At 53.4% G+C, this 17,424-nt stretch carries 12 protein-coding genes and 1 pseudogene; 7 read left to right on the plus strand and 6 right to left on the minus strand.

All coding sequences use genetic code 11. The features are described from left to right. Nucleotides 1-135: 135 nt before the first annotated feature. From BLT38_RS03180 to BLT38_RS03195, 5 genes and pseudogenes are all read right to left on the minus strand, one after another. Complete coding sequence (locus BLT38_RS03180) at nt 136-429, minus strand: hypothetical protein (protein ID WP_083343882.1); 294 nt, start codon at nt 427-429, stop codon at nt 136-138. Further along, nucleotides 416-3,643, minus strand: coding sequence for an error-prone DNA polymerase (locus tag BLT38_RS03185; protein ID WP_083343883.1), 3,228 nt, complete (start codon nt 3,641-3,643; stop codon nt 416-418). Before BLT38_RS03185 ends, BLT38_RS03180 begins: the two co-directional genes overlap by 14 nt. After that, nucleotides 3,636-4,613 carry a hypothetical protein gene (locus BLT38_RS20850; RefSeq protein WP_231966902.1) on the minus strand — a complete coding sequence of 326 codons (978 nt, stop codon included), beginning with the start codon at nt 4,611-4,613 and terminating at the stop codon, nt 3,636-3,638. The genes BLT38_RS03185 and BLT38_RS20850 overlap by 8 nt, the downstream gene beginning before the upstream one ends. Nucleotides 4,614-4,697: 84 nt before the next feature. Beyond that, nucleotides 4,698-5,147, minus strand: a pseudogene (locus BLT38_RS20855) (DNA polymerase Y family protein); the annotation flags it as partial. After that, nucleotides 5,144-6,175, minus strand: coding sequence for a recombinase RecA (locus BLT38_RS03195; protein ID WP_083343885.1), 1,032 nt, complete (start codon nt 6,173-6,175; stop codon nt 5,144-5,146). The pseudogene BLT38_RS20855 and the gene BLT38_RS03195, both read right to left, overlap by 4 nt. Before the next feature lie 261 nt (nt 6,176-6,436). Here BLT38_RS03195 and BLT38_RS03200 point away from each other — a divergent pair, with 261 nt between their 5' ends. From BLT38_RS03200 to BLT38_RS03220, 5 genes are all read left to right on the plus strand, one after another. Further along, nucleotides 6,437-7,255 (plus strand): hypothetical protein, encoded by an 819-nt coding sequence (locus BLT38_RS03200; RefSeq protein ID WP_156784994.1) that lies wholly within the window; start codon nt 6,437-6,439, stop codon nt 7,253-7,255. A gap of 9 nt (nt 7,256-7,264) precedes the next feature. Beyond that, nucleotides 7,265-7,909, plus strand: coding sequence for an SOS response-associated peptidase (locus BLT38_RS03205; protein ID WP_083343887.1), 645 nt, complete (start codon nt 7,265-7,267; stop codon nt 7,907-7,909). Between the two features lie 505 nt (nt 7,910-8,414). After that, nucleotides 8,415-9,704, plus strand: a complete 1,290-nt coding sequence (locus BLT38_RS03210) for a KAP family P-loop NTPase fold protein (protein WP_172838128.1) — start codon at nt 8,415-8,417, stop codon at nt 9,702-9,704. 3 nt (nt 9,705-9,707) lie between these two features. Further along, nucleotides 9,708-10,676 carry a hypothetical protein gene (locus BLT38_RS03215; RefSeq protein WP_083343889.1) on the plus strand — a complete coding sequence of 323 codons (969 nt, stop codon included), beginning with the start codon at nt 9,708-9,710 and terminating at the stop codon, nt 10,674-10,676. Continuing rightward, entirely contained in the window at nt 10,673-13,474 is a 2,802-nt protein-coding gene (locus tag BLT38_RS03220) for a BREX system ATP-binding domain-containing protein (RefSeq protein ID WP_083343890.1), read from the plus strand. The genes BLT38_RS03215 and BLT38_RS03220 overlap by 4 nt, the downstream gene beginning before the upstream one ends. A gap of 1,031 nt (nt 13,475-14,505) precedes the next feature. Here the strand turns inward: BLT38_RS03220 and BLT38_RS03230 are convergent. Further along, nucleotides 14,506-14,976: a hypothetical protein gene (locus tag BLT38_RS03230; protein WP_231966707.1), complete on the minus strand. Its 471-nt coding sequence runs from the start codon at nt 14,974-14,976 to the stop codon at nt 14,506-14,508. Nucleotides 14,977-15,082: 106 nt separating this feature from the next. Between BLT38_RS03230 and BLT38_RS21015 the strand changes: the two genes are divergently transcribed. Next, nucleotides 15,083-15,217 carry a hypothetical protein gene (locus BLT38_RS21015; RefSeq protein WP_269456832.1) on the plus strand — a complete coding sequence of 45 codons (135 nt, stop codon included), beginning with the start codon at nt 15,083-15,085 and terminating at the stop codon, nt 15,215-15,217. Nucleotides 15,218-15,378: 161 nt separating this feature from the next. Continuing rightward, the gene (locus tag BLT38_RS03235; RefSeq protein WP_083343893.1) at nt 15,379-16,458 is read left to right on the plus strand and encodes a helix-turn-helix domain-containing protein; all 1,080 of its coding nucleotides are present in this window, start codon (nt 15,379-15,381) and stop codon (nt 16,456-16,458) included. The last annotated feature ends 966 nt before the right edge of the window (nt 16,459-17,424 follow it).

Genomic DNA, 17,424 nt, shown 5'->3' on the forward strand with positions numbered 1-17,424 from the left:
GCCACTCCGTGTAAATCGGGACCATCTGGTGTTTGATCGCACATCGCTCTGCGAGGATAGCGGGCCTTTCCTAACACGTTGCGATCATTGAGATCGTTTCGACTTAAACAACGAAGCCACTGACTGGGGGGATACCTATGGAGGGTTGTCCCCATCAGTTGCCACATACCAGGGAACCTTCTTCGACTGAAAGAGGTCAGGGTATCGAGTGGTAAGGAAGCCCAACATGCGCTTTGCGACTCGGGCGCTATGTTCTACTTCCTTTTCCCACTCTTCTCCCGCAAGCCCATCGCTGTGTGTGGCTTCCCACCGGATGGTGCGCATTCCCAAGATGAGACCCGCCGTAATAACCAGCGCAGGGCCAAGTTTTTGTTGATCCACCTCATTCCGATATCCGCCGATGTGTGATCCGTTATTAGTGGAAGTCATGGGAAGTCACCTGGAGGCGGCCCGAAGCTCCGTCAAGCGAAAGCTCCTTGAATGAACTGGCCATCACGTGAATGATCGGCCCTTCTTTCTGAAGGAGACCTTCAACCGCAATGAACTTCGCTGTTGTGATCACCTGTCGGTTTTTCTCAAAGAATTCAGGGCCAACGAAGACGTTGAAGACGCCCGTCTCATCGGAGACGGAGAGGAATACCACTCCTGACGCAGTCCCCGGCCGTTGTTTGGCGATCGCCAGGCCCGCAGTTCGGACATAAAAACCATCCGGGCGATGAGCGAGATCCACTGCGCGCAGATAGCCCTTCTGCTGAAGCTCCTGACGACGAAACCACATTGGATGCGGCCCTGTGGTCACGCTGCTGACGGCGTAATCTGCAACCAGCCGTTCTTCCGCTGTCATGGGAAGCAGGGGAGACTCGGAGACTTCTTCCCGAAGCCAGCGGCTTTGCTGCATGAGTAGTGGACCTTCCGGTCTACCTGCTCGTTCGATCTGCCACAATGCATCCCGTCGATGCACCACCCCATCCAGGCTGTTCAAAGCACCGACATTTGCTAGCAGAGATAGCTCCTTACGATTCAGTTGTGGAACTCGAAGAACGAGATCGTCGACCGAACTGAACCGTGCCTGCATTCGCGCTCGTACGATAGCTTCACTACATTGACTCCGTAGTCCGCGGACGTATCCGAGACCAAGGCGTAGAGACAAGGAGTGATCCGCCTCGTGTTCGACAGAGCACGGCCAATCTGAAATCTGGATATCGATGGGTTTTACTCGCAATCCGTGCCGTCGGGCATCCTCGACGATCACTGAAGGGCTATAGAAACCCATGGGCTGGTTGTTGAGCATCGCGCAGGTGAAGGCTGCCAGATACTTCACTTTGATGTAGGCGGAAGCATAGGCGATCAGTGCAAAGCTCGCCGCATGACTTTCCGGAAAGCCATAGAGCGCAAACGAACTGATGTTCTGAATGATAGTTTCCTGAGTCTCGGTATCGAGGCCATTCGCCGTCATTCCTTCGCGCAGACGGCCTTCAAGATTCTTCATGCGTTCCCAAGAACGACGCATGCCAACGGCACGTCGCAGTTCTTCCGCCTCGGAACCAGTAAAATTTGCGACCACCATTGCCATGCGTAACAACTGTTCCTGAAAGAGAGGCACACCAAGCGTTCGCTTTAGTGTGGATTCCAGCGAAGGGTGTGGATAGCTCACCTCTTCCTGCTTTTGCCGCCGCCGCATGTAAGGGTGCATCATCTTGCCGACGATGGGACCGGGTCGAATGATGGCAACCTGAACTACCAAGTCATAAAACTTCTCGGGACGATTGCGCGGCAACGAGGACATCTGCGCTCGACTCTCAACCTGAAACATGCCGATGGTGTCCGCTCGTTGAAGTGTGCGATACACCTCTTCGTCTTCGGGAAGTTGCGCGAGATCGAGTGGCTCTCCATAATGCTGTGGCACTAGCGTCAGGCAGTCTTTAAGAACAGCCATCATGCCTAGCCCTAAGAGATCGACTTTGATAATTCCAAGGTTGGCGCAGTCTTCCTTATCCCACTGCACAACGGTTCGCCCCGGCATTGACGCGCGTTCGAGGGGCACGACCTTGTCGAGAGCTCCCTGACAGATCACCATGCCGCCAGAGTGTTGCCCAAGATGTCGTGGAAGGTCCTGAACCCTCATGCAGAGTTCGAGATACTTCGCGATGCGTGGATGCTGTACATCGAAGCCCGCATTCTGGAACGAACGGGCCATTGTGTCATTTGGGCCCTTCCATTCGTAATTCGCGACAAGTCCCGAGAGACGTTGGAGTGATTCTGGGTCGAAACCAAGAGCCTTCCCGACCTCGCGTGCCGCAGACTTGCCACGATACGTGATGACGTTGGCAGTCATAGCTGCCCCTAGCTGTCCATACCGCTCGTACACGTACTGGATGGCCTGTTCACGCTTTTCTTCCGAAGGAAGATCGAGGTCGATGTCAGGCCACTCACCACGACTCTCTGAGAGAAAGCGTTCGAAGAGCAGTTCCATGCCCACTGGATCGATCGCAGTGATCTCAAGGGCATAACAAACGGCTGAATTTGCTGCGCTCCCTCGTCCCTGAATGAGAATGCCGTGTCTCTTACAGAATTCGACTATGTCCCAGACGATGAGGAAGTAGCCTGCAAAACCTAATTTCGCAATCAGCTTCAGTTCATGTGCGACCTGTTTCTTGGCTCGTTCGAGAAGGCCTGCATTGCGTTTCGATCCATATCTCCGTGCAACACCTTCAGCAACGCGTTTCCCCAGATAGCTGTCCATTGTCTCGCCATCGGGTACTGGATAGCGGGGAAATTCATATCCCAAATCAGAGAGCTGGAACTGGAGTCGTGATGAGAGTTCGACTGTATTTTCAATTGCTCCAGGCACATCGCGAAAGAGTGCTGCCATGCGGTTTGCTGGACGGAGATGCCGTTGATTATTTGTGGCTAAGAGGCGTCCCGCATCGTCGAGACGGGTGTGATTGCGCACTGCGGTGAAAAGGTCAGCAATCTCACGGTCGTATTTGGTTGCGTAACGTACTCCGTTGGTCGCTAGCACAGGCAGTCGAAGTGACTCTGCGATCCGCATGGAGGCATGGTTGCGCCACTCCTCCGCACGCTCTCGATGACGCTGCAATTCCACGTAGACATTGTTCGGACCGAAGATTCGAACGAGGTGCTCTACGGTTTCGCGGCCTGCGGATTCTCCCCCTCGCATGAGGGCAGCCGCGAGCGGTCCCTCGTCGCCACCGGTAAGACATATCAATCCACGCCCGTACTCTTCCATATCCGCAAGCTTGGCGGAGCCTTCCTGCTTGGTGCTCTCCCGCATCTTGAAACGCGTGATGAGTTGGCAAAGGTTTTGATAGCCCTCTCGTGTTTCACAAAGCAGAGGAAGGCGAACGGGTTCCGATAGATGTTGATGCGGAAGCCAAACGGGTGGAACGAGACGATGGCCGAAACCGGTGACGGCAACTTCAGCACCCACGTGCGCAATGATCTTGTTCTCCGAAGCGATCTTGTGAAATCTTGCAGAACCGTAAAAGCCGTTCCGGTCCATGAGAGCGATGGCTGGCATCTCAAGATCGAATGCACGCTCGGCGAGTTTCTCAGGTTGGGACCCTCCCTCAAGGAACGAGAATGCGCTCGCAGAATGAAGTTCGATATAACGATCAGTCATAAAGACCTGCCACGTGCCACTCATTCTGAACGAAATCCCTCGCCAACCTGCATGCGAGAAAGCTGCTGTCCGCGGATCGTGCAACGACATCCCACTGTTCGTTGCCCCAGATCGCTTCGTTCCACCAATCACCACCACTTAGCCAGGGGCCATAGGCCCTTTCCACGCCATAACGACGTGATCGAAAGTAGAACTCATAGGGGCGTCCCAAATGCACCTCGACGGTAGTTCGTTCCGCCGGACGAAGAGTGCGCAAACACAGACGCTCTGTTGCAGTGAAGGGAAGTAGTTCCGTGCACACAATGGCAAAGGGTTCGACGTGGAAGTCATCTACTCGCCTCGTGTCATCGAGAACGGCTTGCCCTACATTGCCCTCCCCAACAATCGCCGCGATGCGAGCAAGGGTGACGTCTAGTCTTCCTGGCTCCGGTAACTGAGGTGAGAAGAGGCCAAGCTGTACCTTGTTCGTTGCACCTGGCTCGGCGTGCAGATGAACTTTCAGAATCGAAGCCTGTGGGGGATGTCCCTGTAGATTGAGATGAAGCAGCTTCAGCCAGAGCTGTTTGTCGTTGGTCGGTACGCGGGGATTCACAGTTCGTTCGTGACTTCCACCGCCTTCGAGATGCAGCGTAATCGTGATTGATGCCAAAGCATAGACGCGCGACTTCGCTCGTAGAATCAATTGTTCCAACATCGTCGAGAGGCCAAAGAGGAGCGACTCCAGATCATCGAGCGGAAAATCGAGATCTGCCTCTTCTTCCAAAACGAACGGCACATCAATGGGTTGCAGAAGATGGGGCCGTTCTCCACGCGCGAGTTGGAGCAGACGTTTGCCGTCTTGTCCGAGGCGCGAGATCAACGACGTTTCGGGTAGAGACGACAATGCACCCACGGTACGTATGCCCCATGCACGAAACGTCTCTTCCTGGGTTTCGCTCATGTCCAGCACGGATAACGGAAGACCGGACAAGCCTTTCGCTTCATCACCTCGGCGCACCACCTGAATCGGAATTCCGCCTCGTAGCCCTCGTGCCAAGCAGATAGAAGCATGAAGATTCGAGCTCACAGTAATCGATGCGGAGACGCCTATTGCGCGAAGCCGTTGTCTCAGCTGCTTCGCCAGCATGGCCGGTGGCCCGAATAGGCTTTCCGTTCCGGAAGCATCTAGGACACAAACAAAGATGCCGTTGACGCTTCGATCTTCAATGCGAGGAGAGAAACAACCTGCGCACTCAAGGAGAATAGTTCGTACCGCATCTTCGGTGCATAGCGATCGATCCAGTACCGTGACACCTTCGAAGGTGTCCACTTCAACCTTCGTCATCCCGGGTCGAAGGCCTAGAAGTCGGGCGCGCGCATTCAGGGCACACACGGTTTGCTGTGGAGCCTCTCCTTCGAAGACCACACACGGTTTCTCGCTCAGTTCTGGACGAAGGCGCAGAAGGGCTTGCGCGGGAAACTCCCGTGCGTAGACGCATACGTAGAGTTCGGAAGGCATCTTCATCTCGGCCCTACCCAACTCGTGCGTCGCTGCCAGCGCGCCTCTGTCGCACGTTGTGGAGGCTTACGCATCGGGATGACATTGGAAGGTGTTTGTACGAATCGCTGGCGCAACACTTGCACTCGTGCATTCAGTCCCGTGAATACAGTTCGTTCTTCATTCGTGTCGTCCATCGGATGCAGGCGAAGTTGCAACTCGGAACTACTCTTCGCGCACGGATATTGCGAGAGGAGAAGGATGCTGGACTGAGTATGTTCTGCCGCGACACGATAGCGATGCCAGGTGGAAAGTTCGATCCGCGCAGCGTGTTCCGGTGCGATGCCTCCAAGGTCGAGCACGATCGCACTGAAGCCACCTGTCTGAATCAAGAGATCCGCGGAACGCAATGCCTGCTCGATCGCATCGTAGGCCCGCGCACGACGCGTTATACGTTTCGTAGTCATCGTTGGGATCAGGCTCGGCTCGAAGGTTTGCGGAATCGGACGTGGCTTCGTAATCGGTTCGGCGCAACGAGCAGCAACGGCTTCATCTCCCAGGAATCGATCCACGGCTGCGGAAAGCCCCTTTGCTTCGGAACGTGGATGCGTCCCATGTCCGCCGCCGTGCAGACCTTTCGTTACAGCCTTTGGAGTGAAACACGCAGTTGGTAAAGAGAACTGCTTCGTTTCCTGCGCTTCGATGCGTTGCTGAACACCACAACGTATCCAAAGCAAGCGCTTCAGATCGATCCCCACAGAAGCCGCCGAGGAGGGATGGAACGTGTTCGTTGCATCGATCCAGGCACAGACTCTTCCGGATGCAGTCACACGCGCAAGAAATGAAAGTACGACCGAAGTTCGACCGGAACACTCTTCGCCCACCAATTCCGTGAGTGCGCCGACTGGAAAACCACCTCGGAGCAATTCATCGAGCGTGGCTATACCGACCGCACTTGTAGGCCGAACGATCTTCGGCGGTGGAGTCAACGCAGACGGAATTCGGGAGGCTAAGGCAGCCTCCACTTGTACCCGGATTGTGTTGGAGGAGGGCATGGCGTCTTCGCCATATATTCGCCTATTGCAGTGGGGGATCGTCAAGTGGGATTTGCACACCCAGATGTGCAATGAGAACGTAAGTGTTGTGAAATAAAGGGGAAATTTTATATGAGCCTTTGACAAAACCCCGCCCTCTGCCTTGAAATCCAAGCCAAACATTTTCTTGCAGTGGGGTACTAGAGAGTGACAATTTGTGCGGGGTTCAAAAGCACGTACGGGGTGGTGCTTTGCGCGGATTCCCAAGAGACCACCGGCGCGATGAAATTCGATGTATCAAAACTCGTAATAATGCCGCCTAACGGTGACGTCAATGATCAAGTTCGGATGATATTCACAGGGGCTGGGCATGGACCCCTCATAGATAAATTGGTAGCAGCGATGTGGCAGGCGGCTTTGCAGGGCAGCGAAGACAAATCCCACGATGCCGTCCTATCGCGCATCGAAGATGCCGTGATAGCTGTCCATCAAAAGTTGTGGCAACTCTATGACGACGCAAGTCGACCACATGCTGAAATTCTTTTCGCGCTCCACACGTATGGAGAGGTAAATCTCTACAGAGCGACAGGTCCTATCGTTTCGGGTGCTATTTCGAGTCACGCATGCATTGGCATCGGTGGAGAGTTAGGGAATTTCATTACTGCTCATTTTCGGTCTCCGAACGATGATTTGGAGTCAGATGTCAGTACCGCACTTTATATCGTCGAAAACGCAAAGAGATACGTGGATGGTTGTGGTGGCGAGACGCAGATCGCCGCATTAATGCGGGATGGAACCATCAGCAAAATGTACGCATGGGAAGCAGGAAAAATGGCTGAAATACTGTTCTCGATGGGGGCCGAGGTGTTCAGTCTATTCGCGCTTGCAAGCAACCCCAAAACTACTCAAAAGGATCTTCGTGATTCGTGGCGTTCTGTCCTGAAGTATGTCAACGAAGACCGGATAAAGCTGAGGCAGGAGGTGCGCCACATGATCAAAGTTAGCTCATCCCTAAAGAAATCACTTCAGATATTTTATCGACGTATTATGTGGCCTCCGACCAGATCGACGGTTTCTAGTAGTTCAGAGGATCAACAGTGAGGATCTTTGATGTGCGGTCGATTCAAACGAGGCGCGGATAAGCAGCGCGTCGCCAAGGTCTTCAAGGTGACGGCTGGCTTGGATGAGACAGTCTTTGATGAAGGCGACGATCTGCGACCGCAATCCATGCAGCCCGTCATCTACACCAACGATGGGGGCGAACGTAAGATCGAGTTGATGCGTTGGGCGTTCAAGCTGCCCGATCGCCTTCTCTTCAATGCGCGTTCCGAAGGCATCAATCACTCGAAGTTTTGGAAAGACGCGTTCCAAACCGGGCGCTGCATTCTTCCGGGCGATGCGATCTATGAGTGGCAGAAGGTCGAGCGGGGAAAGAAACCGAAATGGGAATTCACTATTCCTGATCAACATCCGTTCGGCATGGCTGCAGTTTGGAAGCTGTGGAAGAATCCAAAGTCCGAACACTGGGAGAAGACCTTTGCAGTACTCACTGGAGAGCCGAATGAACTGATGGCGCCGATCCATAATCGAATGACGACTTTTCTAGAGCCCAAGGACTATGAAGAATACCTTGCCCCTTCGGCACGACCTCCGGTTCATTTGCTTCGCATTCTTCCAGCGGACAAGATGAAAGCTGAACTTGTGGGTGCATCTCCTATTAGCGATGCGCAGGTGAGTTTCTTCGATAGCCAATGACGGACCAATGGCTTTCTGAACCTAATGGTCGCGTAAAGTGGCATTTCGTTATATGAAGTTACATAGCGTGTGAGATTGACGGATCGGTGTGCAAGTTCGGTTCCGCCTTCCTCGATCAGTGCATGGGCGTGAAATCGGAAGCCAAGTAAGCTGGTTCACCCTGGCGGCGTATTCAACCAGATTGAGGCATCTGCGTACGCGAAAGCCTGGTCGATGACGAGTGTCTGACTGATCAGGGGTTTGCCATTAGGAGGCAGCGAGATGCCGGGAGAACTAGTGACAGTTCCGAAAAAATTGATACATATGTTCTAGATCATCTCAGAAGGAGTGGCACGCATAAGTTCCCATTTCCGAGGCTCGAGTACTTAGAAGCAATTCTGCAAATGGATATCCCCTCGGGACGTTCCGAAAGCCCCTTCTGCCACGCTTCCACATAAATTCCGGAGATAACAGTGAGTTTTGACACTGGTCCTAGCTATAATCTGTCCACATTGCCATGAGCTCCTTGTCCATTCTCTCCGACGCAGCGGTAGGCAGTACACGCGATTACCTTTCATTCGAAAGGTACACGGATCCTCTGATTGAAATCCTTTCCGACCCGAATGCAGAGACCCCGTTTACTGTTGGCATCTTCGGAGCCTGGGGCAGCGGAAAATCGAGCTTGCTTCAAATGCTCGATGAGAAGCTCGAAGCCAAAGATCCGAAAGGTTTCGTCCGCGTTCATTTCAATCCCTGGGTCTATCGTGGAGAAAAAAATATCCTCATCCCACTTCTACATACCCTCCAAGACACTCTTGAGGAGGATGTGATGCATCGCTTTACAGAGTCAGCGAAGAAGATCGGAGATGTTCTGCTGCGCCTTGGCGCCGACGTGCTGCTCAAGAGACTTACCGCGGACTCGGTATCGCTAGAAAAGCTGGAAAAGCTCGAAGCGAAATACCTTGAGCATAAGGGACAGGTTGAGAGTCAGATTCGAAAACTCCGACTCACCCTGCAAGCGGAAGCCGACAACATCGCCGCAAAGGGGGCGCGTCTGGTCTTTTTTGTGGACGATCTGGATCGTTGTGAACCTGAAGAGATCATCAATCTACTGGAATCCATCAAGCTCTTCTTGGATTTGAAGAATGTGTTCGTAGTACTTGCGGTTGATAAGGAAGTGATTGATCGCGGAATCGAGGTCAAGTACAGCGCGTTTCAGTTCGAGAAGTCGCGCAAACTGGCAGTTGGGGCTGAATACATCGAAAAGATGGTCCAACTCCCCCTTCAGCTCTATCCGCTGCATAAGAAACAGATCCTATGGTTCATGAATAGATTCGGGCCTGGGGAGGCGGTGAAACCGCACCTTTCCCTACTGGAGAGCATCGTTCTACCCAATCCGAGGAAAATTAAACGCATACTTAATATCCTTGCCGTCAGCTCCCATATCGCCGATCAGACACAAGGCATAGAAAATCTCGACCGGAGTTTGCTGGCGAGGCTAGCTGTTCTTCAGGTCCAAGCTGGGGACCTTTATTCGCAGATTGTGCGCATGCCGGACGCCCTCTTTGCATTCGACGGTTTGGCGGCGGATCCTCCAACGTTCGATGTTCACAATCCGGGTACCTTCGCGCGCTTCGGTGCCCGTAGAGATGCCATAGTGCAGCTCTGCAAGGATTACTACAGGCCGGAATCATTTCTTAGTGCGTTGTTCCGAGGCGACGAAATCACGGTTGGCGGAAAGAAGTCGACTCCTGGGGCATTCTCAAACCTGCGCCCGGACGATTTGTCGATGTACCTTTCGATGTTGGGTGCTTAAGAGATGCCCCCTCCTGAATTCTTGACCCAATACGGCCTTCATCGAGATCCCTTTGAGCTTCGCGAACTGAATCCTCTTATGAGGCCGAGCGATGGCGAACTTCTCAACGAGATTGTGGATTGCGTACCTGCTTATTCGGAGCTGCGCCGGATAGATACATATCTCAGAGAGAACGCCGCAGGAGATGAGCCGCTCTTCCTTTTAGTCAAAGGAGCGGATGGTTGTGGCCGATCCTCCGTCGCGAATTGGCTGCTATCCCGTTATTGCTTTCATCGCGGCATCGATCCCGCACATTTCTTTGTCCCGAAGCGGTCTTTCGGAAACAACGATGGTTTCGGAATCCTAAAAGAATGGCTGGGTCTGTTAGTCGACGAGATTGAGGACCAGGCAGTTCAAGGGCCTGATGTCACTGAATTCTGGGAGAGGCGGAAGAGGGCCACGCCTGACGATGTCCTCCCGTGGCGATCTCTCGCGCGGAACATCGCTTCTCAGTTAGGTTCAGTCGCCGGCGGTCCCTATGGATACGGGGTGTGCCTTGAAGATATCGGTGTTCCGGCGGTGGTCGACACGGCACTGACCGTCTTTGCCAAGGCACGCACGGTATGTATCTTCACCGTGGGCGACTATGAAGGTGAAAAGAAGAAGGTCGTCTCGTTTTTCGAGAGCTATCAGGAACCTGTAAAGAGAGAAGTCCTTCGCATTGGTCCGCTCAACGGTCTTGACATTCGCCATCTAGTTCACAAGCGTTGGGATCTGGTGACAAATCGGACAACCCAGCCTCCTTTCCCACCGGACATGGAGTTGGCCTGGGCGGATAAACAACGCCCCGTCAAACGAGTGATGTTCCTAATTAGTAAGCTTCTGCAGCTGAAGACCACGGATTACGAAAGCAAGCGTTGGCCCCACGATACTGTGCTAGCTTTCGCGAACCAGGAGATCGAACAAAAGATAAAAATTCTGGATACGATATGAGGCGCTTCTATCCATCCCGCAATCCTTTTCCTTACCAGGGCGCACTCAGCGTTGCCGATGAGGAACTTCCCGAGTCCGAGAAAGAGTTCGATTCCACGCCGACCCTTCCGCTCGCACCTGTTGCGAGACTGGTGACGCTCACCCAGGAATATCTTGACCGTTTTGATCCAATTCAGAAAAAGCGCGGTCAAATCGTGGCTCTTCGCGGCGAAGCTGGCACTGGAAAGACGCATACTATCCATTACGCGCAGCGCGTGACCTATCGCCCAAAAGGGTCCCCGGCAGGTCAGTTGCCGGTGCAGCTCTACGCTAGCGCCGACAGTCCCGACTTCTTTCGAATTTACGTTTCACTGTTGACGGGCATCGATCTCGAGACGATGCGCGGGATCGGTGAACGTTTCACAGCCGTTCTGACCGGTGAGGAATTGGACCCGCACGGTGGAACTTCAGACCGAGTCGCCAATACTCTTCGCGAGGATCCCGATCAAGCCCAGCGTCTGTTTGCTGAAGGAGCGGTGGAACGGGGCAAAATCGAAGAACGCCAAGAGGAAGAACTTCGGAAGGTTTCAGGTGGCGCTGGAGAAGATCTTCGACGTGCGTTGCCGTTTCTTTCGGCCAGTCCAGCGATGGCAGAAACCGCTTTCAAATGGGTGACTGGACAGGCTGTCAGTGCGGAACAGATTCGACAGCTTGGTGTGTCCGGCCCCATGACGGCCGAAGTGGCGCGCGCCGCGCTCCGACTTTTTGCGCGAGTTTTCCGGCGTGCTGGCCGGCCCCTCATCTTGTGCATCGATCAATATGAGAATCTGATCGACAGTGCTGACGCGAAGGCGAATGCCGCCAATATTGGGTGGATTCAGAACCTTATGGACGATGCCGCGGCCGAGAACGGCATGGTCGTAATTTCTGGGAACGAGAAGGCCTGGCGGGAGCTTCCGGGCTACATCCAGTCTCGAGTACCTGATCTTAACCTGATCACATTGCAGGCGTGGAGCCCAAGCGAGATTGAACAGGTAATCAGTTTGTATCTCCATCCCTTCGATCAAATATCGGAACAACCCGGTGAAGACGATCTATTTCCGTTCACGAAGGGAGCGACTCTGCGGATGTGCGAGTACAGCGGTGGCAATATACGTCGCGTTCTTCAAGTCGCCGCCGCAGTTTTCGACAAAGCGCAAACGGGAGAATTGCTCATTGAGCCCGTTGTGGTAGAGAGCGTATTGCTTACCGGAAGCCGGATGTTTTTTACGGAATCTTCGGTCCGCGCCGAAATTAAACAAATCATCCTGGAGCAAACGCTGCCATTCACTACAGAGGCAGAGGTCTACGATAGCCGGATCGATTTCTGTATCTCAGGGCCCGATGGTCATCCACGACTTCTAGTCATGGTTAGCAAAGCCATCTTTTACGCGGACGAAGCCGATACGGCGCTCCGTCATTTGGATCTCATCCGTAAACTCCAATACCACAAGGATCCGGCGCGCTTTCTCCTGGTGGTATTGGGATACGTTAGTCCCCAAGTGACACCACGTCTGCTACCTTTCGTCCACGAACTGATTGTGTACCGAGCCGATACGTTCCGTGGTAATTTCACGAATGCGCTGAAGCATATGCCACCGGTGATATCTCTTTCGTCTCCGTCGCCGAAGGTTCTTGAGAGTTTCGAAAAACAGATTCAGGTACTGCAAAGCAGTATTGAGGATCTTCGCCGTGAAAGGCAGTGGGAGCAACAGCAGTTGGAGCACAACAGTCTCGGGTTGCTCTCTCGGCAGGAGGCCAAACGTGATGTTTGGCGTGGAATTCGCACGGGATGGGCGGAGGAGCGAGCGAAACTGGAAGACAGGATCTCCGCTAAACACGCCGAATACCGTTTGCGGGACCAGCAGGAGATGGAAGCCCTGCGGGCCCGCTCCGAGCGTGAGCTGTGGATTCGCGTTGGCTCTCAGGTTTTGTTTGCCTCTGTTTTGCTCGCGGGAGCGATGCTGCTCTGGTTCCAGATCTTTTATCGAAGGCTTGAAGCTCTAAACCAACTCGTTTGGATAGGAACGGCGCTTGGAGGGCTGGTGGCTTCAGTTGCACTTGCGCGTTTTTTTCAGGGTTCCGCTTACCGCGAGTTGACGGCCAGTGTGAGCAGCCGCTCTGAATTGGATCGCTTGGCGAGCGCCTACAACCTGAGGAAAGGGGCTGACCGGAGAAGCGTGGTCAGAGGTTTGCGTGCTTCCAACCCGCATCTCCGCTACGCCTCCGCACTTGTTGCCGCAGATCGAGGTGTAGATCAAGAGCAAATCTCCGCAGCTCTGGCATCGGAGCGCTCTGCTATTGTCCGGCAAGCATTGGCATATTCGTTGGCGCGCCGTTACAACCAGATCTCCTTTTGGAGTAAAGGAACAAGAGCAGACGTGGCCCTAGAGGTGGGATATTACATTGAGGAAGCTGGCTCTCATCCAGACGAGTTTCCTCCGGGAAGTGGATTCCGGGTTCTCGCATGCCTGAGGAGCCCCGACATATCTCCCGCTACGCTTGCAGAACAGCTTGCCAAGAGCATAGGCATAGCAGGCAATGAAGACGCTGTCTCGGTCGCGTTCCGTGGAGGCCTTACCGCCTCCAATGTTTCCGTTACGGCACAATGGTCAGATTTTGAGGTGCGTCAGGCTTCCGCGCTTCTCAATCCTGAAGATGAGCGATCGATCACCAGTCAATACAATCTCAAGAGCATCGCGACGCTCAAAGAGATGTATTTGTTCTTTCGTCAGATCGAGTTCGTGCGGAGCCGCGATGAAACCTATGGACGTTTATGACTGGACATCTGAGGTGTAGACAAGAAACTTAGTTTCCGAGGCGAAGGCGTAATCGCTGATGCACGTTTTGAGTAAGGTTCGTACAGACCGAATTATGGGGAGCGTTCCCCAAGCGGCATGGAAAGTTATTGCGAGGGCCCCCCATACCGCTACTCCTTTGCAAATGGAGTAATGTCCAATCTCTTCGAAGTGAAATCGGTTCAGAGCTCAGTAGCGGTATGAGAGACTACTCCGGAAAATGGACGTCACGGTTCACCAGTTGAACCTACTGCACAGAAGGGTCGAGGAGCAATGTTTCTATCGATGGTATGGGCGTACTACTTTTCCTGGCCAAGAAGAATTCCAAGCGAGACATGGCGGACGTTTTCAACCAATCCGATATCGCTTCGTTCAATGAGTCGAGCACCGATGCTCCCGTTGCATCACAATATGCTTGGACTTCTGCGATCAAGGCGATGTCAGCATTGATAGCTGTCACAAGCTTCTGCTTGCGGGGCGTGCGATGGGCGCTAGAAGATCTGGAGTGGCGGACGGAAGGAATTGGATTTAGGGTATGGGAAGCCATTGCATGTCTCCTATATAGACTGCTGCGGTTAGGAGCGTTCTTGTACTCGCAATACGAGAGCGCTCTGTTTATTTTCACTGACAATAGCGCGAACTTTATCGGTATGGCAAGTAGGAAGATTGATATAAACGTTCTTGTCTTTTGTCCATGCTGAGGTGTCAACGCGAGTTGCGCCTATGTAGGAACGAGTTTGCAGTGTGGTGAAACGATCCTCGCCACGGAGGATTGCCAATCAACCTCTCGCGTAAGTTCGCACGTCGTGACAAGTCCTTCTTCGACTGAGAGAAATACGTCGAAAACAGGTCGTCTGTCTTTGACGTTAGAGAGGCTGAGTGGCAGAAATCGTTGAAGTCGAGAGGCTGGTTGGCAATTTAGCCTTCGGACGGCTCCTATCCCTCTTCAATTGATTCGGTCTCATTTTTCGAAATCTGAGGTTAGTCCTTGAGCTCGATACATTGCGGCAAGGTCACTTCTTGTTGGGGCAAAACTGCTCTAAGCCGTCCAGATCGTAGTAGCGAGCGTTTGGATTGGCGTTACAGAAGATATCTCTCATCTTTGGCCAGTATTCCCGAGCTCCAGTCAGAGCGATTAGTTGCATTCCGCTTGGCTTGCTTACGGCTTGGAGGATATGTATGCCTTGCCTCATCTCCTCCATTAAGGCGCGTGCTTGCTGAGCGGGTGTTTGGTCAAAGCGAAAGCTACCGTCCTTGAAGATGAGCAGGTTGGGTTCATTGAGTTTCTGCACGGGCTCTTGCTTCTCCATTCTGAAGCTAGGATCGTCGGTTAGCTTCATGACATAGGCTGTTTGGATGTTTTTAGCGACGATGGCTCCTTTCAGGAGTGTTTGCGACATGTCCACAGATGGTTCTTGCGAGTGAGTGCAAGTGGATAAAACAACCGTGATGACAGCAGGCAGTAAGCGAAGAAGGAATCGCAACTGGGTCTCCCTCTCAAAATGAACTCAAAACTCGCGCGCGTCGCGCAACAGCGAATTGATCCTAACGTCAAAACGAGTGAAGGAAGAAAAGATTCGAAGAGGATTCATGAGCCAGTCCATCATTAAGCGTTTGCGTCGCGTGCTGTTTGAAGTGGTCGAGGACCACGATCTTCCGCCTGCGCTCCGGCGAAAGGCTCGCGGTGTTTTATTGGAAATGATTGTCGACGGCGGCGTTCTGTAGGGCTCATACCAAAGAATTCAAGATTCAGTGGGTAACTACTGGATGCCGAGGACCTAAGAGAACCTCGGCTTGAGAGGTTTGCCTTGGGGCGGTCTCTTCGACCACGCACGTCATCCCGCGTGCGTGGTCTGCTGTTTCTCTAGGGATTGGGAGTAGCAAAGATGTCGAAGAGTGATGACAGTGGCCGACTGAGAGCACTGTTCGATCTGACAGATGTGCCTTCTGTGGTCTATGCAGATGGCCCGGATTTCGTTGAGAGGGGTAGACGAAAGGCTAGCGGGAATTATCTGCGTAAAGAGATCATCCTGGCTTTGGCTAAACGTGCCAATTCCGATGGTACTAATGCGTATCCATCTATCAACACGCTCGTTGAAGCGACACAGAAGGCGCGAAGCTCAGTTCAGCTAGCAATTAGTGACTTGGAGCGTCTGGGATTTCTCACCATCCACAGCAAGCAGGGCGCCCGTGTTCGTACTGACCATGGTTTCGGTCGTACCAATCTGTATGACCTCAATCTCTCATTGATTCTCGAAAGGCATAGGGAACTGAAATCGAAATCACGAGGAGCATTCGATTCAGCAAACGGAGATGGCCCGATTTACCCAACGAGATCGCCCGATTTTGATATGCGAGATCGCCCGATTGTTGCAGAAGGATCGCCCGATTTCGACAGGAGATCGCCCGATCCAGTCGGGCATAACCGTCCTTATGACCGCCCCTCAATACCGCCCAAGAAAGAACCGACAGGTGTCGCGTCGAATACGACGGCCATTTCATCTTCTCTCCCTCTTGAACAATCTGAAGGACAGGAACGGACACACCGCATGGTGCACGGTCTTGCGAAAACCGGGCTAGGTGAGGCCAAGGCGGTTGCGATGGAACTCGCATACGTTTCGAACAACACGGTGGCCTTCACGGACCGCGAGAAGCGTCGGATCGGTACACTCTTGTCCGAGGGTTACACGCAAGACGAGATCGTATCCGCTTTCCGGATATTCCTGGAAGGCAAGGACAAGGACAACCTGAAGGACATGGGCTTCGCCGCCAGGAACTTCGTGGAGACCGCTGATCAGTTGGTCTACACCGCGCGACGCAAGAAGCAGGAACGCGCTGAGGAACAGGCCCGTGTAGACGCTGGCCGCCAACGCTTCCTAGAAGAGGGACAGCGGGGGATGGAAGAGCACCAGCGCCGTCGTGCCGCAGAAGAGGCTCAGGTGGAAGAGGTACTGAGTGCCGACTGAAGGGCGTGTAACGCTTCAAAGCCTGGTTCGGTATAGACGCAGAATTCAGTTTCCCAGCCCGGCGGCACGGGAAGTTGCCCATACAGGGAATGCCAAGGCCATACGGGGTATGACGATCCCGGCCATACAGGGAATGACGAGGTCATACAGGGAGGGACGATAGGCGCGTACAGGGAAGGCCGAATTTGCCAGGGAGAGAGCATGGTATCTGGCTGCGATGAATTCGTTTAATTTCCTTCTAACTCTGTAATTGCATGGGTTTATATGGAGAGTTGAGCAGTTGAAGAGCTCTGGGCCATGAGCGAAAGATCGTCATTCCACGTATGACATCGAGCATTGCCTGTACACACTGATTGTCCCTCCCGGTATGCGCACGATTCTCGTCCAGGCCCGAAAACCAATCAAGAAGTGATTGTCTAAGCTACGGATGAATGCAGTACACTGCCCGCAGTCTGGCGAGCGATCTCGCACCCGTCGGATTAGTTTCGCCGGTTTACCCAAGCGGCAGGTAAGCCCGCGCGGCCAACCATGGCAGCTTCGCGGTGACTGAAAGGTGGACTTGCAGCGTGAACTGCATCCTTCCTCCGTGTTGTCAGTAGACCGTAGCCCTTGCTTGAACAGGGGCTACGTGTCGCCTCACCGGCTGCGAAACTCCCATAAGAATCTGCGCGACGTGCTCCGCCATCCATCGAGAAACTTTCGTTCTCTCTCCTAGTAGTAAATCGAAGGCGAGTGTCGATTATGGACTTAGATAGCCGCAGACCAGCACAAATGGGCCTGCCTCGTCCTGAAGTCTATGCCCAACCTTCGCACAACGCGCGTGCAGATCACCCTCGAACAGTTAAGCCTTCTTGACCGCATATCCCGCTCTGTTGGGTGCAGTCGTAGCGAGGCTATTCGAAGGCTGATCTCTATCGGCCTTGAGAGCTGTGGAGGTGAACTGAGTCCAGTTCCCGGACAGCAAAC

Source organism: Terriglobus roseus (genome assembly GCF_900102185.1).
Taxonomy (GTDB): Bacteria; Acidobacteriota; Terriglobia; order Terriglobales; family Acidobacteriaceae; genus Terriglobus; species Terriglobus roseus_A.

What these genes read in the sequence shown, in the direction of transcription:
- BLT38_RS21015 (WP_269456832.1), top strand. Translation starts at nt 15,083, where the DNA reads ATGAGCCAGTCCATCATTAAGCGTTTGCGTCGCGTGCTGTTTGAAGTG.
- BLT38_RS03215 (WP_083343889.1), top strand. Translation starts at nt 9,708, where the DNA reads ATGCCCCCTCCTGAATTCTTGACCCAATACGGCCTTCATCGAGATCCC.
- BLT38_RS03205 (WP_083343887.1), top strand. Translation starts at nt 7,265, where the DNA reads ATGTGCGGTCGATTCAAACGAGGCGCGGATAAGCAGCGCGTCGCCAAG.
- BLT38_RS03180 (WP_083343882.1), bottom strand. Translation starts at nt 429, where the DNA reads ATGACTTCCACTAATAACGGATCACACATCGGCGGATATCGGAATGAG.
- BLT38_RS03200 (WP_156784994.1), top strand. Translation starts at nt 6,437, where the DNA reads ATGAAATTCGATGTATCAAAACTCGTAATAATGCCGCCTAACGGTGAC.
- BLT38_RS03195 (WP_083343885.1), bottom strand. Translation starts at nt 6,175, where the DNA reads ATGCCCTCCTCCAACACAATCCGGGTACAAGTGGAGGCTGCCTTAGCC.
- BLT38_RS03185 (WP_083343883.1), bottom strand. Translation starts at nt 3,643, where the DNA reads ATGACTGATCGTTATATCGAACTTCATTCTGCGAGCGCATTCTCGTTC.
- BLT38_RS03220 (WP_083343890.1), top strand. Translation starts at nt 10,673, where the DNA reads ATGAGGCGCTTCTATCCATCCCGCAATCCTTTTCCTTACCAGGGCGCA.
- BLT38_RS03235 (WP_083343893.1), top strand. Translation starts at nt 15,379, where the DNA reads ATGTCGAAGAGTGATGACAGTGGCCGACTGAGAGCACTGTTCGATCTG.